We start from the raw sequence: 24,301 nt of genomic DNA on the forward strand, positions 1-24,301 counted from the left end.
GTCCAAGAGCCCGGACCTCATCCGCCAGGAGATCTACGGCTACCTGCTCGCGCACTACGCGATCAGCGCCCTGATCTGCCGGGCCGCGACCAACGCCGGGATTGACCCCGACCGGGTCAAGTTCACCCGCACCCTGCGTATCGTCCGCCGCCACGTCACCGCGACGCCGGCGGCCTTTTCCCCCTGACCACCAAGGCCGTGTCGTTGACGCTATACGTCACGACATCACTCACCTCAGGAACCTCAACCCGCAACGGCGCGAACGCAGTTATCCAAGAGTCGTCAAACGCGCCCGACACAACAGCTACCACGTCAAGCGCCCCGGTGACACCGGGACCCGCCACAGCATCCCACCGACTGTCCGCCTCGCCAACATCCCAACAGCCGCTTGATCAACATCCCAACAGCCGCTTGATCAACATCCCAACAGCCGCTTGATCAACTTAAGCTAAGCGGCATTGCCCCTTGACCCCCAGTTTAGTAGGGCTATCACATTAGCGCTCGAAATGCGCCCGCACACACGTCGTGTGTGTGCAGATGAGCAGGTCTCGCGCACCTCGTGCGGTAGCGCGCACGACGTGTGGTCCCCAGCTGGTCCCCAGGTCAGGGGCTTGACGGAGGGTCCGGCTGGCGTTCATGTCTTCAGGGTAGCGCCACTCCGACCGTGAATCCAGCGATTCCCGAGGATCGCCCAGGAAGTCACCGGACATGGGGCCAGCACCGCGGAGTGAAATCAATCCGACCCGAACCGAGTGTCAGCCAGAAAATGGCTTCCGCAAATCCCGACCCCATCTATTCACTCCGGTCTCACCGAAATTCTCGGCGCTCGCCGTGGCGCGCTCCGGGGACCAGTCCGAGGCTCGGCGCCATCGCTCCGCTCGTGCTCCGGGTTGTACGAGCTCAACAACCCATGGCCGACCGGCAGACCGCTCTCTCCCGGCCCGCGGCCACTCTTCCGAGCAGCGACCCCGTGCGGGCCGATGCTGCGCGATCAAGCTCGCCTACCCGCCGAACGTGCTCCGTGATCACCCACGCGGCGTGTCGCCAGCGCGTGTCCCGGCCGGTCGATCTTGCCGTACTCCACGCCCCGTCCCGCGCGCTCTGCCACCACACCCACCACTGCCGCAACTCTGGACACGCCATCACCACTTGGTTCGAGGAGGAGTCCCATGGCGCAGCGTCCCCAGCGTGGTCGGGTGTATCGCCGGTGCGGGTGTCAGGACGAAAACGGGAAGCAGTTGGGCCCATGGTGTCCTCGGCTGGCCGGTGATGTCGGTCATGGTCGGTGGACGTATGCGGTGGATCTGGCGCCGGAGGACGGTAAGCGGAGAACTCGGCGGCGGGGCGGGTTCTCTACCCGGGCGGAGGCGGCCAGGGAGATGGCCCGGGTGCTGGATGCCGAGTACCGGGGCGTGTACGAGGACCGCACGCTGCGCGTCGGGCTGTTCCTGTACGAGTGGCTGGAGTCGAAGCGGCCGGCGCTGGCGCCCAACACCTGGGCGGGCTACCGGGCGTGCATCGAGCGCGACCTGGTCCCCGCGTTCGGCGGCATGCTGCTCGTCGACCTGCGGCCCAAACACATCGACGCCTGGGTGAGCGCGCAGCTCGCCGCCGGCCGCGGGCGCACCACCGTCCACCACGCGGTGGCCATGCTGCGAGGCGCCCTGAACCACGCGGTGCGGACGTGGCGGCTGCGCTACAACCCGGCCAAGCACTCCGTGCCGCCCAAGCCCCGCGCCGCCGTGCGCACCTGCTGGACCCCGGATGAGGCCGCGGCGTTCCTGCGGCACAACGCGGAGCACTACGCCGACCGGCTCACCGACCTGTTCGAGGTCATGCTCGGCACCGGCATGCGGCGCGGCGAGATTCTGGCCCTGCACTGGTCCGATGTCCACCTCATGGACCGCAAGCTCTACGTCCGCTGGACCCTGACGGCCGTGAACAACGGGAAGATTCACCTCGGCGAGCCCAAGACCGAAGCCAGCCGCGCCTGGGTGAGCCTCTCCCCCAGAGCCACGGCGGCCCTCCACCGCCAGGCCGCCCTCCAGATGGCCGCCCACCCCGACGGCCGACTCGAAGGCCTGGTCTTCGCCCGCCCCGACGGCGACCCCCTACGCCCCCAGTGGGTCCTCGACCAGCTCCGCAGGCGCACCGCCGAACTCGACCTGCCCAAGATCGGCCTGCACGACCTGCGCCACACTGCCGCCAGCATCATGATCGCCGCCGGCATCCCCCTCGCCGTCGTCTCCAAGACCTTGCGCCACTCCCACCTTGCCATCACCGCCGACCTCTACGGCCACCTGCTCAAGGACTCCGCCGACGAAGCCGTCCTCGCCCTGGCCAAAGCCCTCGACCACGCGGACGCCCTCCACGCAGACAGCACCACTACGGTCATCCCGAACGCCTGCCTGGCCGCGTAGGTCTGGCCGTCAGGAACCCGGCAGAACTGAACGAAGGCTGGCCGTCGAGAGGGCCACCGGAGACCAGCGCCTACGCTGTGCTGGACCCGTTGCGGCCCTCGGTCGCCTGGAAAGGCGGCCGCCACACGGCGGCGACGTCGGCGCCGAGTTCGGCGAGGGTGTTGCGATCCTCCGCCGCCCTGAAAAGCGACCGCCACGACGCGGTGTGCGCGCCGCCGTGCCCGCGGTGGTGGTTGCGATCCTCGGCCGCCCCAGTGGGCGACCGCCACCCAGATCAGCACGGATCGGTTCCAGGTCGGGTCCAGGTTGCGATCCTCAGTCGTCCCGGAGGGTGACCGCCACTCGCCCGGCTGGTCGAGATGACCGAGCACGTCAAGGCATTGCGATCCTCGGCCGCCCTGGAAGGCGGCCGCCACGCAGGCGGATCCCGCCGGTAACGACGCTCAGCGGGCAACGTGAGCGAGCCGGTTCGGCTTGCTACCTCAGGCCTTCGTATCCGGCTGCTGATCGGCCGCTTCCGAGCCGCCGGCACGAGTGCCCTCGGTCCCCTCTCCGTCGGTGGGTCTATGGCCGCCTTCGGGTTGTCTGTCCAGGCCGTCGTCCGCGGGCCATACGGGCCATCACGTGCCGCCGTTCGGTGGATGCGGCGGTCGGGTCCGATACGGCCGGTCGTCCGGCTGGGACACCTTCCTTGCAGGGGTACTGGGGGATACGCCCCTGCCCGAAGAGGAACCCGGTGTCATGCGGGTTCCAGTCGCGTACCCGTCGTTCACTTGTGCGGTTACAGGAAGGGATGCTCGACGTGTCTGATCCCGTCGTCCTCATCACGGGCGCACTCACCGGCATCGGCCGCGCCACCGCCTTGGCTTACGCCCGTCAGGGCGCGAACCTTGTGGTCTCCGGCCGCCACGAGGACGTGGGTGAGCAACTCGCCAGGGAACTGTCCGATCTCGGCGCCCCGGTCGAGTTCGTGCGTGCCGACGTCCGTTTCGACGCCGATGTGAAGGACCTCGTCGACCGCGCCGTCGCGCGGTTCGGGCGGATCGACGTCGCCTTCAACAACGCCGGCACCGAGGGAACACCCAGCCCCGTCACCGAAGTGACCGACGAGCGCTACCAGGCCACCTTCGACACCAACGTCAAGGGAACGCTGCTGTGCCTGAAGCACGAGTTCCGGGTCATGAGGGAACAGGGCGGCGGCAGCATCGTCAACGTCAGCTCCACCTTCGGCCTGATGGGTTACCCCGGGGCGACGTTGTACGTCGGGAGCAAGCACGCCGTCGTCGGCATCACCAAGGCGGCCGCGCTCGAAGGCGCCGCTCACGGTATCCGGGTCAACGCGGTCGCGCCCGGCTACACCCGGACCGCCATGTACGAGCGGTTCACCGGCGACGACACGGCGCGTGAAGCGGTCGATTCGGTGCTGCCCATGCACCGGGCGGGCACCCCGGAGGAGATCGCCCAGGCCGTCCAGTTCCTGGGGTCGGACAAGGCGAGCTATGTCACCGGGCACATCCTCCTGGTCGACGGCGGCCTGATGGCGGGCGGTCCCCTGTTCCCGAGCTCGTGAACCGCGAGGCCGGCCACGGCGTGCATGCGGCTATCAGGGGCACGGACGGCCGTTCTTGGCTCCTCCTACAGCCAAGGTACGACGTCGGGCGAATGCGCTGTGCACGAAGGCTTTGGGATCAATGCTCCTCACGCATCTGAAACGACCTGCGGCGCGGGCGAGCGATCCTCACGTCGCCCTCACCGGGCCGCCTCGCCCGGCCCGAGATGGACGGGATGCGACGAATGAGCGCGCGACCGATCGGTGACCACGCCCTGCTCTCCGACTGCCGTTCGGCCGCCCTGGTCACCTCCGACGGCTCAGTGGACTGGCTGTGCCTTCCCCGATTCGACAGCCCGGCGATCTTCGCCCGCCTCCTCGACGAGAGCGCCGGCCACTGGTCCATCCGCCCCACCGAACCTGCCGACACCAGCCGCCGCTACCTCGAAGACACCCTCGTCCTGGAGACGACCTTCCGCACGGCCGACGGCACGGCGGTGCTGCGCGACGCCCTCGCCCTGGGACGGCGCGAACGCGGCCACGCACTCGGCAGCACCTCCCCGGGAGTGCTCCTGCGACAGATCACCTGCACCGAAGGACAGGTGACCATCGAGATCGCCTACGCGCCGCGCCCGGAGTTCGGACTGGTCCACCCGCTCCTGACACCCCTGCGGGGCGGCCTCGCCGCGCACGGGGGCGCCCACATCCTGCTCCTGTCGAGCCCCGTGGACTTGCGGGTCAGCGGCTCCACGGCGCACGGCCGGACCCCGCTGCGGGCAGGGCACCGCCTGGGATTCGCCCTGCACGTCGAGCCGGCCTGGGAGCGCGAGCCGATGCGCTGGCGTGCCGGGCGTATCCGACGCCGCCTCGGCGACACCATCACCGGCTGGCGATCGTGGTCGCGGCTCCACCGCGCGTATGTCGGCCCCTGGCAGGACGAGGTGAGCCACAGCGGACGGGTGCTGCGCGCCCTGACCTTCGCGCCGACCGGCGCCATCGTCGCGGCGGCCACCACCTCCCTGCCCGAGCGAGTGGGCGGAACACGCAACTGGGACTACCGGTACACCTGGGTCCGCGACGCGAGCTTCACCCTTCAGGCACTGGCCACGGCCGCCTGCCACAAGGAGAAGGAGAAGTTCTTCGACTTCCTCGCCCGAGCCGCGGTGAACCAGCTCGACCGCGGCGTCGACCTGCAGATCATGTACGGCATCGGCGGGGAACGCGATCTGAGCGAGCGGCTCCTGCCCCACCTGACCGGCTGGCGCGACAGCAGCCCCGTTCGAAGCGGCAACGACGCGTGGCGCCAACGTCAACTCGACGTCTACGGCGAACTCCTCGACGCCGCCCACGAGACCCTCCCGCCCGGCGAACGTCTGGACCCAGCCACCCGGACCCTCCTGGTCCAGGCGGCACAGACAGCCGCCCAGCGGTGGTCCCAACCGGATCAGGGCATCTGGGAGCGACGCGGGCCCAGCAGACACTTCCTGCACTCGAAACTGATGTGCTGGGTCGCCCTGGACCGTGCCATCGCCATGGCACCCACCCTCCAAGCCGAAGCCCACGCACCCCACTGGCGGCACGAGCGCGACCGGATCCGCGAAGCCATCGAAGAGCGCGGCTGGAGTCCCCGCCTAGGCGCCTTCACCCAGGCATTCGGCAGTGAGGAACTCGACGCCTCGACGCTGATGCTGCCCATCGTCGGCTTCCTGCCGCCTGACGACCCCCGCGTCCAGTCCACCGTGCTAGCCATCGCCACCCACCTGACCGACCGCGACGGCCTGGTCCGCCGCTACCTCAGCGACGAGCTGCCGGAAGACGAAGGCGCCTTCCTGCTGTGCACCTTCTGGCTCGCCCATGCCCTCGCCCTCACCGGCGACACCACCCGCGCACGGCACGTCTTCCAGACCGCCCTCGCGCATGCCAACGACGTCGGGCTGCTGGCCGAGGAGACCGACTCCACCACAGGGGAGGCCCTCGGCAACTTCCCACAAGCCTTCAGCCACATCGGTCTGATCAACGCCGCCCGCGCCATCCGCGATGCCGAGGGGCAACCCACACACATGCAGCCTCGATCGACCGGTTGACGGCCCCTGTCCCGGCCGCCGTCGGTTGCCCTGACCGGGCGGGACGGCCCCGTGGCACCGCCCGTCGTATCCTGTGCCGCGCCGTCAGCCGGCCTCAGCATGGATGACCCGAGGATGGGCCCTGGCGGCCGAGGGCGAGGAAGCATCGGCGGCCGCTCCGCCACTGGTCGGTGACGCCGAGGGCCAAGTCCCGGGCGATCCTGCGGAGCGCCGGCGCTCCCAGCCGCGCCCAGGGAAACACCGGCCCCCTGTGGCCGTGGACGTTTTCGAACCAGGCGGTGCAGGGCTCCTCGACGTCATGCGGACCGACCTCGACGAGGAGGACACCCGTCGGGCTGACGAGCTGGACACATCGGCGCAGCAGGGCATGCGGGTCGCCGCCGATACCGATGTTGCCGTCGATGAGCAGGACGGTCTGCCAGCCGCCCTCGGCCGGTAGCCGGTCGAACACCGATCGGCACAGTGCTCTCCCGCCGAGAGCGACGGTATGGGCCACCGCGAGGGGAGCCACATCGACGCCGAGTGCGGGGAATCCGCGGCCCAGGAGCGCTCTGCAGAGCCGGCCCGGTCCGCAGCCGACGTCGAGCACGGGGCCGACGCAGCGGTTGAGCACGGATTCGTCGGCCACGGTGGGCTGCGCGTACCAGCGATGCACCGGCATCCGGATCCGGCGCCCGTCCGTCAGCCGCAGGTACACCGGTCCGTGGCCGCTGCGCAGGATGTGCGCGTAGGGGTCTGTGCCGGCGTGGGACGGCGCTTCCTCGTCGGTCGTCACGGTGCGTCGTTACCTGGTGCGGGTCGTTCCTCGTCTACTCGGGCGGCCCGCCGGACGCGGCGGAGCTTGAGAGCGAAGGCGATCGCTGCCGCGCCGAACAGCACGGCGGTGATCGCCAGCCAGCGGCCGAGGTAGACGTCTTCCGGCAGCCGCGTGTCGCCCTGGTAGGGGATCGACAGATTGAGGATCAGGGGAAACCACACGAGCAGCAGAACACCGGACAGGAAGGCGGGCACGCGCAGATAGTTGATCCACGGCACCGCAGGAGTGCGTTCCGGGCGGTGGCGCAGCACGGACTGGGCCGAGAGGTCGGCGAGCGAGTAGAGGGGCAGCAGGATCAGGTCGTGGCCGATGGCCGCGCCGACGAACCAGATCGCCACCCCGAGCGGGCGCTCGGCGAACAGGCGCACCAGGGCGTAGCCGGTGAGGGCGAAGGAGCAGATCAGGACGAGGAGGTGGAGGGGGGCGGAGCCGTACCAGCGGACGAAGCGTGCCATGGTCAGGTCCTGAAGGTCAGTCGGTGCACCCACTTGGTGTTGTTCACGCCGGGGTTGGCCGGGACGATGATGCGGGCCGGGTAGCCGTGGTCGAGTGAGAGGTCCGCGCCGTTGACGTGCAGGGCGAGCAGTGATCGGGGGTCGTGGATCTGGTTGCCCCGCAGTACCACCGAGCTGTAGGGGCCGGGTGGTTGGACGGATTCCACCAGGACGCTTGCGGCGTCCGGCAGGCCCGCCAGGGCAGCGAGGTCGGCCAGCCGCAGGCCGCTCCAGTGCTGGTCGGGGGTGGACCATCCCTCCACGCAGGCGATCGGCAGCGAGGCCGTCCGCTGCCGCATCGCGAGCAGTTGCTCACGGGTGAAGACCTGAGCCGGGCCGTGGCCGCGGATCTCCAGCCGCCAGTCCGGGCCGACATGCGCCGGGTTGATGCCGACGGCGGCGGCCGTCTTGTTGATCTGGAAGCCGTTCGGGCCGCTGCCCGGGTCGCGGTTGTGCGGCGCGAGCAGGGCCGTGCCGCGCAGCCAACCGCCGATGCTCTGTCCGGCGGTCACCACGAGAAGCAGCAGGGAGCCCGCCCCCACCATGCCCACCGCTCCGCGGCGGGTCATCGTCGGCGGCGCGGGGGCGGTCGGCACCAGGCCGTCGGGGTCGGGTGGCTCGGGCCGGGTGTGGGCGAGGTCGGTGCGCAGTTCGGCGACCAGGCCGCGGGAGCGCAGGGCGCGGGTCATCCGGCCGAGCTTGAGGCACACGTGGACGACGAAGGCGGCGATGAACACCCAGGCGCCGTAGAAGTGGAGGGTGTAGAAGGAGCCGGGGAAGACGTAGTAGAGCTGGATGTTGAGGATGCCGGTGACGAATTCGAAGACGACCCCGCCGACCAGCGCCAGCAGCGACAGCCGTTCCAGCGCGTGGGCGGCGCTGCGGCCCGGCGGCCACTCGAACAGCTTCGGGATCACCGACCACAGTTTGGCCAGCAGCACGGGGACGAGGACCACGCCGAGCGTCACGTGCACCCCCTGGGTCAACCGGTACAGCCAGTAGGGATGTGTGGGCCAGTCGAAGAGGTAGAAACCCAGCACGCCCTTGTCCGGGGTCTGGTCGTTGAGTGCGCCGAGGCCGGGGTTGTAGGCGGCGTAGGACAGGGCACCAGTCACGAAGAGCAGCGGGATGCCGATCAGCAGCACCAGGCCGAACACGGAGGTCAGCCAGGGCCCGCGGATCGGACTGCGCCAGAAGCCGGGGCGGAACGGCCCCGGGGGCGGAGGAATCTGCTCGACCCGCCGCGCAAGGGCCCGGGTACCAGCGGCCGCCTTGGCGGCCCACGCCGCCACGGCGGCGCGAACGCGTTCGAGGCGCCGCGGCGCGTGCTTCTCGTCCGATCGCGGGCGTTGCGGGCCGCCGGAGCCCGGGGCCGGCGGCCGTCCGCCACTGTCCATCAGCTGCCTCCACCGTCCCCGGGCCGACTCTCAGACGGCGGATCGAACCCCGTCGTGCCACCCGCGCCTGCCAAGTCGTCAGCTACAAACTGGCACAGACCGGGTCGGCTTTCCGCCGCTGGCGTGCATGCGGGTGTCCGTCACCAGCCGGACGGCCGAACCGGCGCTCCGCACGACTCGACGGATCCCCGCACGGTGGCCTCATGCTGGTGGGGTGCGACGCCTCAGCGCACGGCGCCCGCACCGCGCTGACCAGGAAAGTGTTCTGGTTCGCCGTGATCGGCGTCGCCTCCACGGTGGCCCAGTCCATGCCGTACTGGGTTCTGCGCCACTGGCCACCGCCCATCCTGGCCAACCTCGCCTCCCTTCTCGTCGTCACCGTCCTCAACACGGAAGCCAACTGCCGGCTGCCCTTTCACGGATCCGCGGTCCGGGCCCTCCAAGCGCATCTGGCCGCAAGTGGCCTGTTCGTCCTGGCGTACGTGGTCACCTCAGGCGCCGGTCTGCACTTCCGGCACTACCGGCCCACCGCCTCACCAGCGGCGGAGACCCTGGTCCTCGCACCGAGCTTCGCCCTGGTGACCGTGGTGCGCTTCACCGTCCTGCGGATGATCGTCTTCAAAGGCCGCCACCGATGACCCATAGAGTGTGATCTTCAAGGCTGCGTGTCGTCTTGAGCGTGTCGTCTCCGGCCAGCACCTCCGTGCTTCGCGCCCCGCCTCGCACGCTTTGCCGGCGCGCTCGGCCAGTCGGCGAATTTTGGACCCGGGGATCACCCAGTCCGAGAGCGGGGAAGCTCATGGGGCAGCGTGCGCAGCGTGCTCCCGGTGCGACCGTCTGACTGCACGACTACAACGTCTGGCTGGTCCCTTGCCTCCTGCGCGCGGCCCGGCCCGACCTGCACATCGGGCTGTTCCACCACCCCCTTCCGTCCTCCGGGCATCTTCGCCACCCCGCCGGTCGCCGCTACCGTTGCTCCGTCCTCTTCCCAGGACGGCTTCACCGCTCTCGGCGGACGGCGAGCAGGGCCGCATCGTCGGTCAGGCCACAACCGACGTAGGCCCGCACGTCTACGAGGAGATCGTCCAGCAGGGAGTCCGGTTCCCCGTGTGGCATCGCCGCCAGGCGTTGGGCGAGCGGATAGAACTGGTCGGCCGTGTCCCGGGCCTCGGCCACGCCATCCGTGTAGAGCAAAAGGAGGTCGCCGCGTTCGAAGATGAGCGACCGGGCGTGATAGGTCCCGCCGACCAGGTCGAGCAGGGCAAGCGGCGGTGCGTCGACGGGCGGCTCCACCTCGCTGACCTCACCGGCGTGGCACAGCAACGGCGGCGGGTGCCCGCAGTTGACCACGACCGCCGGTCCCGGCGCATCGGGGACACCGACCAGCACCGCCGTGACGAACTCCTCGCTCGCCGGCCGACGGGCGAGCGCCGAGTCCAGCCGCCTGGCGACCTCCGCCAGATCCGGCTCAGCCCGGGCAGCCTCACGAAACACCCCGAGCACGTCGGCAGCGGTCTCCACCGCGCCCAGACCCTTGCCGCACACGTCCCCCAGCAACAGCCGCACCCCGTACGGGGTACGCATCACCTCGTACAAATCCCCACCGATCCGCGCCTCGGCCTCCGCCGCCACATAGCGCACCGCGACCACCAGCGGCCCCACCCGCCGGGGCACCAGGCGCAGCAGTGCCCGCTGCGCCGCCTCAGCAACCGTGCGCACCCTGGCCAGCTCCCGCTCCTGGGTCGCCACCACGATGACATTGGCGCAGCTGAAGAAGGTGATCGCGATCACCGTGGCCGCAGCGGTCACGTGGACGACCAGAGGAACTTCGCTGTCGTAAAGTGCCAGACCGGCAACAATGACACTGGCGACCGTCCCGGCCGCCAGTGGGATCGTGGCCCGGCGGGTACCCGCGCCCGCCACCACCGGCACAGCGGCCAGGATCGGGGAGAACGTGACATCGGGCCCCGTCGCGACATCGGCCAGCACGGCCATCGTGACCAACGCGTAGCCAGCGAAAGTGAGCCTGCGCGACCACCTGGGCAGGAACGGCGGCGGACGCCATGCTCCCCCGTTCAAGACAGCAGACACCGGACTGCCCTCCATAGTCGAGCTCTCCCTCTCTCCAGGGTCAATCGCTGTCGGCTTCCCCGCGACAGCGTTCCCGAAGAAGGCGCCGCGCTCCTGACATCGGTGACGCCGCCGAGGTGCTGTCAGCCCCTACGCCACGGCCCAGCGACCGAATGCGCGGCCGAGTAGCGCGGCGGCGCCTCCACGACTGCGGACCGTCACTGACACCCGCGCGTACGACCAGCCCGTCAGAGCCGCCACGACACCGCCGAAGGCGATGGAGAAACAGGCGCCGGCGCCTGCGACCTGCACGGTAAGCCGAGCACCGAGAAGATGCCGCCACCGACCATCCCCCAAACGAGACCCCCACGTTCGTCCTCGGCCTCTTCGAGGACGGCGCGACCCCGCACAACGCCGTCTCGGCGCAGTACCGCGTCACCGGTTCTGTGGGCGCCATTCGAAGAGCAGGATGGTCGCGTCGTCGCGCAGTTGGTTGCGCTGGTGGTCGATGATGGCATGGTTGAGCAGCCGCAGCACCTCGGCCGGGCGCTCGCCGGCGGCGGAGGAGCGGATGATGAAATCGGTGAATCGGTCGAGGCCGAACCCCGCACCGTGCGCGTCGCGTGCCTCCACGACGCCGTCGGTGTAGAGCAGGACGCGGTCGCCCGGTTCCAGTGTGATCTCGTTGACCTGCCGGGCTGTCGGGGCGAGTTGGCCGACCAGGCCGATCGGGGGCTGCGGGGGGCTGTCCAGCGCCCCGTCGAGCACCCGCTCGGAACGGATCAGCAGCGGCGCCGGGTGACCGCAGTTGGCCCAGTGCAGCACCCCGGTGTCCGCGTCGAGCCGGCACAGCACCCCGGTGCAGAAATGGTCGGGCTGCCAGTGGGCGAGCGCCTGGTCGACGGAGCCGACGACATCGGCCAGCTCGCCACCGCCGCGGCGGGCGTTGCGCGCCGCCGCCATGGCGACCGAGGTGGTCAGGCCGGAGGACAGATCGTGACCCATGGAGTCGAGGATCATGGTGTGCAGCACGTTCTCGACCACCGAGTGGTCGAAGGCGTCGCCTGCGACGTCGTACGCCGACTCCAGGACCGCGGTCGAGACGCACCTCCTGCTGCCGATGGTGCGGGGTGGCAGGAAGGCCCTCAGCATCTCGGCGGGCAACCCCATGGTCGCGGTGCGGGCGAGGCCGGCGAGCCAGTCGCTGTAGGTGCGCTTGGAGGTGATCAGCATGGCGAACAGATGGGCCAGCATCCGGCTGCGGCGCATCCGCACCCCGTCGAGTGAGGCACACCGCACCGCCAGCACGCCCAGCCGCTCCGCACCGTCGACCAGCGGCATCCACACGATCACGCCGTCGCCGGCGTCGACCACCCGCGAGGAGACCGTGCGGTACGCCCAGCCGGCCGGCGAGCGGTCCACCGGCAGCGGCTCCAACGCCTCGTCGAGTGGAATGAGCAGCCGTTGCTGCAAGTCGGCGAGGTAGATCAGCGCGCTGTCCAGGCCGAGAGCCGAGGCGCACCGGTTCGCCAGGGCGGGCAGTTCGAACGGCAGCGCCGTCTGCGCCTCGATGATCAGCTCTGCCAGCCGATTCTCGTCGACGGCGGCGTCGGGACCGGCGGACGCGAGCGGTGGGTCCGACACGGGGGTCACCCCTTCCACGCCCAGTCTCACACCGATTCCGACCGCTCTCACATCAGACATGATCGCGCCGGGTACGGCCGCCGTTCGATCACCGGTTGCCGAGGGCGGCTTCCTCGCGATCGAGGTCGTGCTGGAGGCTGCGGCGGGTGGTGTCGCTGATGAGATGCTCGTCGTACAGGCGGTGCAGTTCGGCGTTCTGGACGGCGATGACCTCGTGCCGCAACTGCCGGTAGGCGGCGTCGGCCGTGGTGCCGTCCGGGTCCTCGGTGCGGTCGAGCCGGGCGGTCAGACCGCATCGCACCCGGTCGATGGCCGTCTCCGGCATGGCTTCCAGGCTGGCGAGGTGCTCCACATGGTCGAGCGCGGCCCGGTTGAGGGCGTCGCGGGCTCCGCCCTCCTCCCGGACGGTGTGCTCGGGCTCCAGGGCCAGCCCGGAGCGGTTGACCACCCCGGCCAGGGTCAGCCCCTGCACGACCAGGGTGAACACCACGACCGCCGTGGTCAGCACCAGGATCAGCGGGCGCCCGGCCAGCGCGGTGCCGCCACTAGCGGCGAGGGGGATGGACAGCGCGGCGGCCAGCGGCATCACCCCACGGGTGCCCGCCCAGGTGACCACCCCGGCCACCCGCCACGACAGCCGGCCACGGCTGGGCTTGACCGCCCGGGTCAACGGCAGCGTCCAGATCACCCGGACGGCGATCAGCACCAGGGCCAGCGCGAGGGCCTGCAGCGGCCACCAGCCGCTGCCCTTCGGCAGGCCCCGCACCAGCGTGGGCAGCTCCAGGCCGACGATGCTGAAGACGACGCTCTCCAGCCCGAACACCACCACCGCGTACACGGCCTGCACCTGCAGGCGGATGTGGGCATCGCTCAGGCGGTGGCCGGAGCGGCCCAGCAGCACGCCGGCGATCACGACCGAGGTGATGCCGGAGGTGTGCGCGGACTCGGCCAGCACGTACGCGGCGTACGGGGTGACCAGGGCGATCACGGTCTCCAGCACCGGATCGGTGGTCCGCCGCCGGATCAGCCACACCAGGGCGGCGACCGCCGCACCGATCAGGCTCCCGCCACCGCCGAGCAGCAGGAACTCCCCGCCCGCCGACCACAGGCTGACCGAGCCCCCGGCCGCCACCGCGATGCCGACGGCGACCTTGAACAGCACCAGCGAGGTGGCGTCGTTGAACAGGCTCTCCGCCTGCACCAGTACCTGCACCCGGCCCGGCAGCGCGAGCCTGCGGCCGAGCGCCGTGACGGCCACCGGGTCGGTACTGGCCAGCACCGCGCCGAGCACGAACGCCATCGCGGGCGGCAGGCCGGTCACCGCGACCGCCGCGAACCCGACCGCCGCCGCCGAGGCGAAGACCAGACCGAAGGAGAGGATGACGACTGGACGCCACACCGCCTTCAGGTCGCGCAGCGACAGCTCCTCCGCGGAGGCGTACAGCAGCGGCGGCAGCACCACCAGAGCGATGACCTGCGGCGGAACGTGCAGCGCGGGCACCCCGGGTATCAGCGCCACCCCAAGCCCGGCCAGCACCAGCAGCGAGGGGGCGGGCACCCGCCAACGCCGGGCGAAGGTGGCCACGGCAGTAGCCAGAACGACCAGGAAGAGAACAATCCCTACGGCACGCACCTACGGAAGACCCCATCACGAAGAGCGGGGTCACCGCACGCCCGATCGCTGCAGTCGTCCCCCGAGCCGACCAGGCTTCCCGGCACACCAACGGTAATTTTATCGGAATATTAGCGGCGCACGGCAGGGCGAATGCGTGGCGCACGCGCGTCTCCTGTTCAACTGATCGTGCCGGCTCGTCCCGGGCGGTCGAATTCTTCACGGATCCGCTGGACCTCGGGCCTGATCGCGCATTCCCGGGCGTGGTCGTTGATCAACCCCATGGCCTGCATGAACGCGAACACCGTGGTCGGCCCGACGAACTTCCAGCCCTGCTTGCGCAGGTCCTTCGACAGCGCGACCGAGGCCGGGGAGGTCGACACGGTCTGCGGCTCGGCCAGGTCGCGTGCGTCGGGTTCGTAGCGCCAGACGAACGCCGCCAGCGATCCCTCCCGCCCGATGAGTTCCTCGGCCCGGCGGGCATTGTTGATCACCGCCTCGATCTTGCCGCGATGCCGGACGATGCCCGCATCGCCCAGGAGGCGCCCGACGTCGTGCTGGTCGAATCGGGCGACGGCGGGGATGTCGAAGGCTGCGAAGGCGGCGCGGAAGTTCTCTCGCTTGGCCAGGATCGTGCGCCAGCTGAGCCCGGACTGGAAGCCCTCCAGACTCAGCTTCTCGAACAGGCGCCGGTCGTCACCGACGGGAAAGCCCCACTCGGTGTCGTGGTAGGCGAGGAACTCCGGGGCAGCTCCGCTCCACGAGCAGCGCGGCGCGCCGTCGGGGCCGAGGAACAGCGGCGTCACAGCAGGAAGCCCAGCCGGTCGTCCGCCATGCCCGGCGCGATCTCGATGATCTCCGCTGTGACGACGTCCTGGGCGACGAACGGGTCCTCGTCAACCCTCTTCTGCAGTTCCTCGTGCGAGGTGTTGTGGGCGAGGACTGCACCGCCGAGTCCCGGTTGGATGCTGCCGACGAGCAGGAAGACCCCGTCGCCCAGGCCGCGCTTGATCCACTCCTGATGACCGGCCATGTGCTCGCCGGCGGCGGACTTGTTGTCGGAGAACCGAAGCAGGACCACGAACATGCGATCTCTCATTTCTCGTAGGTGCTCAGCCACTCGCGCATCCGGTCGACCTCCCGCCGGATGAACGCCTCGTCGCGGAACGCGTTGGCCATGACGGCAACGCCCTGGCTGAAGGCGAGCACGTGCATCGCCAGCTCGTCGGCCTGCTCGGCCTGCCCGAGCAGCACGAACTGCTCGCGAAGCCACCCGCGGAACAGGGTGAACAGGCGGCCGGCCTGACCGAGCATGGCGTGCTCCAACTTGGCCAGCTCCGTGGTCAAGGTGCCCACCGGGCAGCCGTAGTCCTGGATGTCGGCACGGTTCGTCAGCACGATCTCGACGTACCGCATGACGCGGCCAGCCGGAGTGGGGGCTTCAGCCTCCCACTGCTCCAGCATCCGCCGGGTGTTGTCCAGGCGGGCCTCTATCACCGCGTCCAAGATCGCGTCCTTGGACTTGAAGTGGTAGTAGAAGTTGCCCCGAGACAGTCCCACGGCCCCAGCGATGTCCGCGAACGAGGTGTGCTCGTAGCCGTGATGGTAGAAGAGCCGGTCAGCCGCCGCCACGATCTGTTCACGAGTAGCCACAGCAGCCATGCTGACCCCCTTGCACCGTAGGACAACCGACCTAGAACGCTCACCGTAGGTCGCTCGTCCTAGGCCGTCAAGTCGTTGACATCCCCAGCGCGGCCGACCTGGCGTGACGGCTCTCTAGGACAGCTGCCCTACTATGCTCGTGTCAGAACACTGGAGCTCCTCATGCCCCTCGACTTGTTCGAGCCGTTCACCCTGGGTGATCTCAAGGGGAAGTCGGCCGGCGGCCCTTCCGCTGCTTCCCCTCCTCACCTTCGTGCCGCATGAGCGGCGACGGCGTCAGGCCTCGTCTGGGCACCGTGTGCAGTCCACCCAGGCTGCGATTGCCACGACTGGCGCAGGGCCCCCTTCTTCCAACCGAAGCCGCTGCCCTGGCCGTTGGTGTCCCTACCGGTGTTCGGGGTTCTCGTAGTCGCGGCGGCAGCCTGCGTCCCAGGCGGTGCGCTGGTTGCCGTAGGCGGGGATGCCGCCGAGGTCCTTGAGCGCCCGGGCCAGGTGCAGCAGGTTCCAGGTCATGAAGGTGGTGTTGCGGTTGGTGAAGTCGTTCTCCGGGCCGCCCGAGCCAGGATCGAGGTACGAGGGGCCGGGGCCCGCCTCGCCGATCCATCCGGCGTCGGCCTGGGGCGGGATGGTGTAGCCCAGGTGCTGGAGGCTGTAGAGGACGTTCATGGCGCAGTGCTTGACGCCGTCCTCGTTGCCGGTGATCAGGCAGCCGCCGACGCGGCCGTAATAGGCGTACTGTCCCTGGTCGTTGAGCAGGCTGGAGCACGCGTAGAGGCGTTCGATCACCTGCTTCATCACGGAGCTGTTGTCGCCGAGCCAGATGGGGCCTGCCAGGACGAGGATGTCGGCCGCCAGGACCTGCTGGTAGAGGTCCGGCCAGGCGTCCGTCTCCCAGCCGTGCTCCGTCATGTCGGGCCACACCCCGGTGGCGATGTCGTGGTCCACAGCCCGTACGACATCGACGTGCACTCCCTGCGTGTCCAGGATGGCGGTGCTCCGGTCGATCAGCCCCTGCGTGTTGCTCGTCTCCGGCGAGCGCTTCAGAGTGCAGTTGATCACCAGGGCGTGCAGATCGTCGTATCGGGCCGGCGGTGCGTCGGTGGCGGGCGACGAAGCGGTCACACAATCCTCCCAGAACCCTCTGCGCAGCACGATGCTCGGCGGCGCACGTCCACATCGGGCTCCAGCGTGTGGGCAGCCCACGGCCGCCGCCACCTCGACGCCGCCGAACGGCCCCGGCCCGCTCGGGGCATCGATCCGTCCGGCCACCTCGGTCGGCGGCTGATGAGTGGCCGGGGCAGGCGGACGTGCCTACGTTCGTCGCATGGGTACCGAAGTCGCGAGCGAGTCGCGGAACGTGGCAGCCGTGGAGGACGTCGCGCATCTGTTGGTGCGGTGTCTGCGGGCCGAGGGCGTGGAGTACGTCTTCGGGATTCCCGGCGAGGAGAACATCCGCTTCGTCGACGCGCTCAACGGCTCCGGGATCCGGTACATCCTCGTGCGCCATGAGCAGGCTGCCTCGTTCATGGCGGAGATCTACGGGCGGCTGACCGGCCGGGCCGGCGTGTGCTCGGCCACGCTGGGACCCGGTGCGATCAATCTACTGCTCGGCACCGCGGACGCCACGACCAACAGCGCGCCGATGGTGGCCCTGGCCGCGCAGGGGTCGCTGCGCCGGATCCACAAGGAGTCGCACCAGGTCATCGACCTGGTGTCGATGTTCGCCCCGGTCACCCAGTGGGCGGCCCGCATCGAGTGTCCGGACGCGGTGCCGGAGATGACACGCAAGGCGTTCAAGACCGCGCAGAGCGAGCGCCCCGGTGCCGTGTTCCTGGCGGTGCCGGAGGACATCGAGGCCGAACGTCCCGCAGAGCCCCTTGCACCCCTGCAGATCGACGCGGTGCGCGCCGACGCGCCCTCGCCCACCCAGATCGCGCGGGCGGCCGAGGTGCTTGCCGCGGCTCGGCACCCCGTCGTGCTGGCAGGCCATGGCACCGCCAGAGCCCGGGCCTCGGCCGCCCTGGTGCGGTTCGCCGAGCGGCTGAACCTCCCGGTCGCGACCACGTTCCACGGCAAGGGCGTCTTCCCCGACGACCACCCGAACGCCCTCGGTGCGGTCGGCTTCATGCGCCACGACTACGGCAACTTCGGCTTCGACACCGCCGACGTGCTGGTCTGCGTGGGCTATGAGATCCAGGAGTTCGACCCCGCAAAGATCAACCCGCACGGCGACAAACGAATCGTTCACGTGCACCGTTTCCCCGCCGAGGTCGACGCCCACTACCCGGTCGCCGTGGGCGTCGAAGGCGACCCCTCACAGGCACTGGACGCACTCGCGGCAGCACTGCCCGAAGGACTCACCTACGACTCCGCAAGCAGCGCCAAGATCCGCACACTGCTCGACGAAGAGCTCCGGTACGGACGCGACAACGACACGTTCCCCCTGGTGCCGCAGCGCGTGGTGCACGATGTCCGCACCGCCCTGGACCGCCACGACATCGTCCTCGCCGACACCGGGGCCGGGAAAATGTGGATGTCCCGCCTCTACCCGACCTACGAACCAGACACTTGCCTGGTCTCCAACGGCCTGTCCACCATGGGTTTCGCGCTGCCCGGCGCCATCGCCGCCAAGCTCGCCCAGCCGGACCAACGAGTCCTGGCGATGATGGGCGACGGCTCGTTCCTGATGAACTCCCAGGAACTGGAAACCGCCGTCCGCGAACGCGTTCCGCTGGTCGTCCTCGTCCTGGTGGACGAGGAATACGGCCTGATCACCTGGAAGATGGAACTCGAACTCGGCCGCCACAGCCACACCCGGTTCACCAACCCCGACCTGGTCGCCTACGCCGAGAGCTTCGGCGCACGCGGCTACGCCATCGAGACCGCCGGCCAACTGCTACCCGCATTGCGCCACGCCCTCGACGACGACACGGTCTCCGTGATCGCCTGCCCCGTCGACTACTCCGAGAACCTGCGCCTGACCGACAGACTGGGTAGCCTCCACGGCCCGTTCTGAGAAGAGTGCGACTCCTCTGGAAGAAAGGGCTGAACTGGGCGAACGCTGATCGGGGCGGTACGCGGGGCTACTCGTCGCCACCGTGGAGGTGGCGGAGGACGGCTGATGGGTTCGCCTTCGTGCAGGCCATGGGGCTGATCAACGCCCCCGCAACGGACTGCGTGATCCGGCCCCGGGCCGAGCGTGAACGCCTCGCCTTCACACGCCCCGGACGCTGACAGCCTCGGCAGCGCGTAGGGGAGATCCCGAACGTTTCGGGCCGGAGCGGGCGGACAGGACCAACCCGTGTCCCTCCCCTCCATCGGTTGCCGGCAGGGCCGCGTATCGGACCCTGCGGATCGGGTTTCTCACTCCCGACGCGTGGTGATGCGCCCAGCTGCTTCGAGCCGCGACAGGCGGCTGTGCTCCCGGTCGGCCCACCGTCGTACCCGGTCGGGGTCCAGTGGGGTGCCGTGGCCGACGTGAAGCGTGGTCGGGTTGAGGGCGAGCATCTCGCGCAGGCTGGCGAGGTTCCGCCGGGGGTCGTCGTGGAAGGGCGGATTGGCGGGCTTGCCGGGGATGAGACCCATGAAGGAGTTGGCGATCAGGTCCCCAGCGACGAGGTCACCCTCGTCGGTGAGGACGGAGACCGATCCGGCGGTGTGCCCTGGGGTGGGCATGATGCGCGCCGCGATGCCGAAGTCCTCCAGACTCGTCTCCCCGCGGATCAGGACGGCGGGTTCGAACGGCTCGGCCTGGACATGGAGGTTCTTGTTCCTGTCCATGAGCCGGCCCATCGGGCCGGTGGGCAGGTACGGTTCGCGGACCCGGCCGGAGCGGAACGGCCCGAGGTCGGCGACGTGGCCGGCAACGGGCGCGCCACTGAGCCGGTGCAGCTCGGCGGCGGAGCCGAAGTGGTCGATGTGGCCGTGGGTGATGACGATCAGCGAGACGTCGGTCGGGTCCACGCCGTGCTCGGTGACCTGCTCGTAGATCCTCCCGCCGCTGCCGGGCGTTCCGGCGTCGACGATCACGGGCCGCCGGCCGAGCAGCAGGTAGGCGTTGACGGTGTGCCGGCCCATGACCGGGATCGGAACAACTTTCGTACGGGACACGGTCTTTCCTCCAGTGGTGTGGTCGCGTGGACGCCATGCGTCCGGGCGTGGCAAAGCTCCGCCGAGGCAGCAGCGCCCGGTGGTGGGTGCGGGTGGCCGGGTCAGAAGCGGCGGCGGTACTCGGCTGGCGTGGTGCCCAGCCGTCGCCGGAAGGTGCGGTGCAGCGTGTCCACGGAGCCAAGACCGCTGGCGGCGGCGACCTCCGGCAGGCTCCGATCGCTACCCTCCAGCAATCTCCGGGCGGCCTCCAACCTGGCTGCCTCCACATAGGCGGCTGGTGTCGTGGAGGCGCGCTGACGGAACAGCCGGGAGAAGTGGCGCACACTCAGGTGCACCCGAGCCGCGAGGGCTTCGATCGACAGGTCATCCGTGAGGTGTTCGGCGATCCACCTCCGCAGATCCTCGATCCGGTCGTCCGAGGAGCTCTGGCCAGACAACGGCACGCTGAACTGGCTCTGCCCACCGGACCGTTTGACGTACATCACCATCATCCGGGCAGCCGCGAGCGCGAGGTCCTGGCCATGGTCCTCGGCGACCATGGCCAGCGCCATGTCCATTCCGGAGGTGACGCCGGCGCAGGTCCACACCCGTCCGGCCCGGATGAAGATCGGATCGGGATCGACGCGGACCTTGGGGTGATCGGCGGCCAGTCGGGCCGCGGTGAGCCAGTGGGTCGTGGCGGGCCGGCCGTCCAGCAGCCCGGCGGCGGCCAGCAGGTGCGCACCCGCGCAGACCGATCCGATCCGGCGGGCCCGGGACGCCGCACGGCGCAGCCAGTCGGTGACCTCGCGGTCGATCACCGGCTCCACGGCCTCGTCGACCAGCTCGATCGCCCCCGCCACCAGCAGGGTGTCCACCCGGCCGTTCACCTCGTCGAGAGGCAGGTCGGCCATCAGTCGGACACCGCTGGAGGTGGCCACCGGGCCGCCGTCGCCCGTCGCGACCTGCACCAGGTAGCGGGGCCGGTCGCCCCCGGCGACCCGGGATGCGACGGAGAACACCTCGGCCGGACCAGTGGCGTCCAGCAACTCAATGCCTGGGAAGGCGACGATCACGACGCGGTGCGGCTCGGGCATGCCCTGATCATTTCGCCCGGCCGGACATGGCCGCAATGACGAGGTTCTGTCAGATCAGGCCGTCGACGTGACATTCCGACTGCCGGCGCCGCCACGGAATCCCGGTGACGGCGCGGGCGTCTGCGGGGATCTGCTCCGCGACCCGTCAGCGACGTCGGCGGGCGTTGAGCCGGGCGGCCTGGCGGATCAGGTGGTCGCGTTCGGCGAGGTTGGGTGCCTTCCGGGCCGCCTCGGCGTACAGCCGTGCCGCTGCCGCCAGGTCGCCGTCGCGTTCGTGGAGGTACGCCGCCACCGCGGCGTGGCGGGGCAGTGAGGCGTCCAGCGCGGCGAGCGCTGCCAGGCCGGCGCGCGGTCCGTCGGCCTCGCCGACGGCGACTGCGCGGTTGAGCCGGACGATGGGGCTGTCGGTCAGGCGCGTGAGTTCGTCGTACCACTCGACGATCTGCACCCAGTCGGTCTCCTCGGCGGTGGGCGCATCCGCGTGGAGTGCCGCGATGGCGGCCTGGGCCTGGAACTCGCCCAGCCGGTCGCGGGCGAGGGCCGTCTGCAGGATCTCGACCCCCTCGGCGATCAACTCGGTGTCCCACCGGCCGCGGTCCTGCTCGGAGAGCGGCACCAGACTGCCGTCGGGCCCGGTGCGGGCCGTGCGGCGGGCGTGGTGGAGCAGCATGAGGGCGAGCAGCCCCGCCACCTCGGGGTGGTCGACCCGGGCCGCGAGCTGCCGGGTGAGCCGGATGGCCTCGGCGGCGAGGTCGACGTCGCCCGAGTAGCCCTCGTTGAAGACCAGGTAGAGCACGCGCAGCACGGTGGCGACGTCGCCGGGCTGGTCGAACCGCACGCCGGCCACGGTGCGCTTGGCCCGGCTGATGCGCTGCGCCATGGTCGCCTCGGGCACCAGGTATGCCTGGGCGATCTGGCGGGTGGTCAGCCCGCCGACGGCGCGCAGCGTGAGCGCTACCGCGGACGCCGGTGTCAGTGACGGGTGGGCGCACAGGAAGTAGAGCCGGAGTGTGTCGTCCATCGCGGGCGTGTGCCCGGGCGCCGGTTCCTGGTCGACGAGGCCCTCTCGCCGGCGGCGGGCGGCATCCGACCGGGTCGCGTCGAGGAACCGGCGCCAGGCCACGGTGACCAGCCAGCCCTTCGGGTCCCGTGGAAGGTCTACCGGCCACACGCGGACCGCCTCGACCAGCGCTTCCTGCACGGCGTCCTCGGCCGCCGCGAAGCCGGCTCCGCGGCGGACGAGGATGGCGAGCACGCTCGGGGTGAGGCTCCGGAGCAGGGCCTCGTCCATCGGGGAGGTCACTCCGTGATGGTGGGCGGCGCGGCCAGGAACGGGCGGACCTCGAGCCACTCGTGGATCGGCTTGCCGCCCGCCCCGGGGGCGGCGGACAGTTCCCCGGCAAGCTCGACGGCGCGCTCGTAGCTGTCGACGTCGATCACCATCCAGCCGGCGATGAGGTCCTTGGTCTCGGCGAACGGGCCGTCGGTGACCGGCGGGCGCCCCTCGCCGTCGTACCGGACCCACGTGCCTTCGGGGGCGAGTGCCTGACCGTCGACGAACTCGCCGGTCTCCTCGAGCCGGGCCGCGAAGTCGTGCATGTACCGCATGTGCGCCGAGATCTCCTCCGGCGTCCACCGGTCCATGGGCACGTCGTTGACCGGAGCCGGGGCGCCGCGGTAGTGCTTGAGCAGCAGGTACTTGGCCATGATGATTTCTCCTCGGTCCTGGTGCGACCCATTCTGGTCGCCTTCACCGCGGGGACGGAGCCGGCCACGCGTTCTCGACATCGCCGTCCGACATTTCTTTCGGGCTCTCGTGGACGAGCCCGGGTGCGCCGTCTCGCGGTGTCCGGGTCCAGGCCATCGCGCGAGGGCGAGACGGAGCGAGGCCTTCCAAGATCAGCAACGGCCAAGCAACTGAATCGAGGGAAGGGCCCAGGTGACCACCGAGGCCAGCCGCCCACGAGGCCCGGCGTGGAGGCAGGCGCCAGACCTCCCTTCGGGGATCTGCCGGTGCGTCAGAATTGCCTGAGTTCCATGAGGCACGCAGGAGTAGAACCGGAGGTACAGCCCATGACGCGGTACTGCGTCGACCCCGACCGGAACGAGCTCACCGCCACCTGGGGCACCGGCGAAGGAGACCTCGCAACCCGTATCGCCGCCCTCCCCGCCGACACGGACATCGCCTTGCTTCTGCGCCTGGCCCACGCCCTGACTCAGCTGTCGGACGCGGCCTGGCATACCTACACCCGCCCCGCCAGCGCCGCCGACTCCCTGGAGCCCAACAGCGAGGGCTGGCGACGCGAGCAGGAACGCCAAGCCTTCAGCGAGGTCACCGAGGCCATCTCCCAGCCGAACCTCCCCCAGGGTGGGACGATCACCGTCTCCTACAGCCCCATCGTCGAATCCGCCCACCAGGTCGGCCGAGCCCTGCACGCCCTCCACGACCCGGACCTCACCACGGCCGTCCTCACCGAGGCCGCCACCGAACTCGCCGCCGTGGAGAGCGCCGAACTCGGCGACCTCACCGGCCGCGCCCAGCAGGCCGTCCTCCTCAGCCGCGAGGACGCCTCCCCCGTCCAGGTCACCGCCGCCGACCGCCTCCTCGAACAGGACCCCTTCGGCCCGGCAGCCCTTTTCTCCGACGTCGACCCCACCGCCGCCTCGGTCGCAGCCGCGCACTGGCTGGCCGCCGCAGCCGAGGTCGCCGCCGACGCCTCCGGCCAGAACCCCACCGCGGTCCTCCTCGAAGCCGACGACATCGAGGCCCTCCCCCACGAGACACCCACCCTCGTCCTCGAACTCCTCGACTCCGGCGCCTCCCCCAACGACGCCGTCACCACCCTCGTCCGCCACGCCATGCACGTCGCCGACGGCCTCCTGCCCGACCCCACCGCGCTGCGCGAACTACTCGACGACTTCGAGGAAACCCTCACCGAATTCACCGGCGACGACGAACCCGACATCGAGGACGTCACCCTGCGCCTGACCCCGCTCGACCCCAAGCGCCCGGCTCGCGACCTCCTCGAAGACCTCCTCGCTGGCATCCACGGCTGCTGGCTCGTCCACAGCGAGTACGACGAACTCGACGATGAAGATGAAGAGGAGGACGACACCGAGGACGACGAGGAACGGCAGGCCGAAGCGCACCAGCACCACAGCCGCGCACGCTTCGCCCAGCTCGTCCGCGCGGCCGCCGCACGCAACCACGACCGGCTGGTCTGAGGCACCCGGTACTCGACAGAGCGCGACCGGCACGGTCACACGCGGAATCGGCAAGCCCACTCAGGGTTTCTCCCTTGGTGAGCATCACATCCCGAGATTCAGTCCACGGTCACCCATTTCTTTGGTGACAGTGTGTAGCCG

Annotated in this window: 20 protein-coding genes and 2 pseudogenes; 8 read left to right on the forward strand and 14 right to left on the reverse strand. The window is 70.1% G+C overall.

The window, feature by feature from the left end; genetic code table 11:
- The 5 genes and pseudogenes from UK12_RS41620 to UK12_RS24690 all read left to right on the forward strand — a co-directional run.
- Positions 1 to 187 (forward strand): annotated as a pseudogene (locus UK12_RS41620) (IS4 family transposase); the annotation flags it as partial.
- A 982-nt stretch (positions 188 to 1,169) separates the two neighbouring features.
- Positions 1,170 to 1,379: pseudogene (locus UK12_RS45145) on the forward strand (Arm DNA-binding domain-containing protein); the annotation flags it as partial.
- Positions 1,380 to 1,388: 9 nt separating this feature from the next.
- The gene (locus tag UK12_RS24680) at positions 1,389 to 2,420 is read left to right on the forward strand and encodes a tyrosine-type recombinase/integrase (protein ID WP_231591369.1); all 1,032 of its coding nucleotides are present in this window, start codon (positions 1,389 to 1,391) and stop codon (positions 2,418 to 2,420) included.
- Positions 2,421 to 3,156: 736 nt separating this feature from the next.
- A complete protein-coding gene (locus UK12_RS24685) occupies positions 3,157 to 3,990 on the forward strand; it encodes an SDR family NAD(P)-dependent oxidoreductase (protein ID WP_197085141.1) in 834 nt (277 codons plus the stop codon).
- A 224-nt stretch (positions 3,991 to 4,214) separates the two neighbouring features.
- Positions 4,215 to 6,053: a glycoside hydrolase family 15 protein gene (locus UK12_RS24690; RefSeq protein ID WP_045305329.1), complete on the forward strand. Its 1,839-nt coding sequence runs from the start codon at positions 4,215 to 4,217 to the stop codon at positions 6,051 to 6,053.
- A 94-nt stretch (positions 6,054 to 6,147) separates the two neighbouring features.
- Here the strand turns inward: UK12_RS24690 and UK12_RS24695 are convergent, their stop codons facing one another.
- From UK12_RS24695 to UK12_RS24705, 3 genes are read right to left on the reverse strand one after another with little or no spacing between them, the layout of a single operon-like run.
- The gene (locus UK12_RS24695; protein ID WP_045305330.1) at positions 6,148 to 6,828 is read right to left on the reverse strand and encodes a class I SAM-dependent methyltransferase; all 681 of its coding nucleotides are present in this window, start codon (positions 6,826 to 6,828) and stop codon (positions 6,148 to 6,150) included.
- Positions 6,825 to 7,325: a hypothetical protein gene (locus UK12_RS24700; RefSeq protein WP_045305331.1), complete on the reverse strand. Its 501-nt coding sequence runs from the start codon at positions 7,323 to 7,325 to the stop codon at positions 6,825 to 6,827. Before UK12_RS24700 ends, UK12_RS24695 begins: the two co-directional genes overlap by 4 nt.
- 2 nt (positions 7,326 to 7,327) lie before the next feature.
- Positions 7,328 to 8,761 (reverse strand): molybdopterin-dependent oxidoreductase, encoded by a 1,434-nt coding sequence (locus tag UK12_RS24705; protein ID WP_082119913.1) that lies wholly within the window; start codon positions 8,759 to 8,761, stop codon positions 7,328 to 7,330.
- Between the two features lie 203 nt (positions 8,762 to 8,964).
- On the opposite strand from UK12_RS24705, the gene UK12_RS24710 reads away from it, so the two are divergent.
- Complete coding sequence (locus UK12_RS24710; RefSeq protein ID WP_045305332.1) at positions 8,965 to 9,399, forward strand: membrane protein; 435 nt, start codon at positions 8,965 to 8,967, stop codon at positions 9,397 to 9,399.
- Positions 9,400 to 9,760: 361 nt separating this feature from the next.
- Here the strand turns inward: UK12_RS24710 and UK12_RS24715 are convergent, their stop codons facing one another.
- The 7 genes from UK12_RS24715 to UK12_RS24745 form a co-directional block, all read right to left on the reverse strand.
- On the reverse strand, positions 9,761 to 10,756 hold the full coding sequence (locus UK12_RS24715; RefSeq protein WP_197085142.1) for a PP2C family protein-serine/threonine phosphatase: 996 nt from the start codon (positions 10,754 to 10,756) through the stop codon (positions 9,761 to 9,763).
- Positions 10,757 to 11,266: 510 nt separating this feature from the next.
- Entirely contained in the window at positions 11,267 to 12,475 is a 1,209-nt protein-coding gene (locus UK12_RS24720) for a PP2C family protein-serine/threonine phosphatase (RefSeq protein ID WP_197085143.1), read from the reverse strand.
- An 88-nt stretch (positions 12,476 to 12,563) separates the two neighbouring features.
- The gene (locus tag UK12_RS24725) at positions 12,564 to 14,108 is read right to left on the reverse strand and encodes a Na+/H+ antiporter (RefSeq protein ID WP_045305334.1); all 1,545 of its coding nucleotides are present in this window, start codon (positions 14,106 to 14,108) and stop codon (positions 12,564 to 12,566) included.
- A gap of 158 nt (positions 14,109 to 14,266) precedes the next feature.
- Positions 14,267 to 14,893 carry a DNA-3-methyladenine glycosylase I gene (locus UK12_RS24730; RefSeq protein WP_045305335.1) on the reverse strand — a complete coding sequence of 209 codons (627 nt, stop codon included), beginning with the start codon at positions 14,891 to 14,893 and terminating at the stop codon, positions 14,267 to 14,269.
- Positions 14,890 to 15,174, reverse strand: a complete 285-nt coding sequence (locus UK12_RS24735) for a YciI family protein (RefSeq protein WP_045305336.1) — start codon at positions 15,172 to 15,174, stop codon at positions 14,890 to 14,892. The genes UK12_RS24730 and UK12_RS24735 overlap by 4 nt, the downstream gene beginning before the upstream one ends.
- A gap of 8 nt (positions 15,175 to 15,182) precedes the next feature.
- Positions 15,183 to 15,740, reverse strand: a complete 558-nt coding sequence (locus UK12_RS24740; protein ID WP_197085144.1) for a TetR/AcrR family transcriptional regulator — start codon at positions 15,738 to 15,740, stop codon at positions 15,183 to 15,185.
- Between the two features lie 393 nt (positions 15,741 to 16,133).
- Positions 16,134 to 16,871, reverse strand: a complete 738-nt coding sequence (locus UK12_RS24745; protein ID WP_045305338.1) for a flavodoxin family protein — start codon at positions 16,869 to 16,871, stop codon at positions 16,134 to 16,136.
- A gap of 202 nt (positions 16,872 to 17,073) precedes the next feature.
- Here UK12_RS24745 and UK12_RS24750 point away from each other — a divergent pair, with 202 nt between their 5' ends.
- A complete protein-coding gene (locus UK12_RS24750) occupies positions 17,074 to 18,765 on the forward strand; it encodes an acetolactate synthase large subunit (RefSeq protein WP_045305339.1) in 1,692 nt (563 codons plus the stop codon).
- A 347-nt stretch (positions 18,766 to 19,112) separates the two neighbouring features.
- On the opposite strand, the gene UK12_RS24755 is transcribed toward UK12_RS24750, so the two are convergent.
- From UK12_RS24755 to UK12_RS24770, 4 genes are all read right to left on the reverse strand, one after another.
- The gene (locus tag UK12_RS24755) at positions 19,113 to 19,859 is read right to left on the reverse strand and encodes an MBL fold metallo-hydrolase (RefSeq protein WP_045305340.1); all 747 of its coding nucleotides are present in this window, start codon (positions 19,857 to 19,859) and stop codon (positions 19,113 to 19,115) included.
- Positions 19,860 to 19,960: 101 nt separating this feature from the next.
- The gene (locus UK12_RS24760; RefSeq protein WP_045305341.1) at positions 19,961 to 20,935 is read right to left on the reverse strand and encodes a GlxA family transcriptional regulator; all 975 of its coding nucleotides are present in this window, start codon (positions 20,933 to 20,935) and stop codon (positions 19,961 to 19,963) included.
- A 145-nt stretch (positions 20,936 to 21,080) separates the two neighbouring features.
- Positions 21,081 to 22,226, reverse strand: coding sequence for an RNA polymerase sigma factor (locus tag UK12_RS24765; RefSeq protein WP_045305342.1), 1,146 nt, complete (start codon positions 22,224 to 22,226; stop codon positions 21,081 to 21,083).
- An 8-nt stretch (positions 22,227 to 22,234) separates the two neighbouring features.
- A complete protein-coding gene (locus UK12_RS24770) occupies positions 22,235 to 22,642 on the reverse strand; it encodes a YciI family protein (protein WP_045305343.1) in 408 nt (135 codons plus the stop codon).
- Positions 22,643 to 23,008: 366 nt separating this feature from the next.
- Between UK12_RS24770 and UK12_RS24775 the strand changes: the two genes are divergently transcribed.
- Entirely contained in the window at positions 23,009 to 24,160 is a 1,152-nt protein-coding gene (locus tag UK12_RS24775; RefSeq protein WP_052682133.1) for a hypothetical protein, read from the forward strand.
- Positions 24,161 to 24,301 lie beyond the last annotated feature (141 nt).

It is taken from the genome of Saccharothrix sp. ST-888 (assembly GCF_000955975.1).
Lineage (GTDB): Bacteria > Actinomycetota > Actinomycetes > Streptomycetales > Streptomycetaceae > Kitasatospora.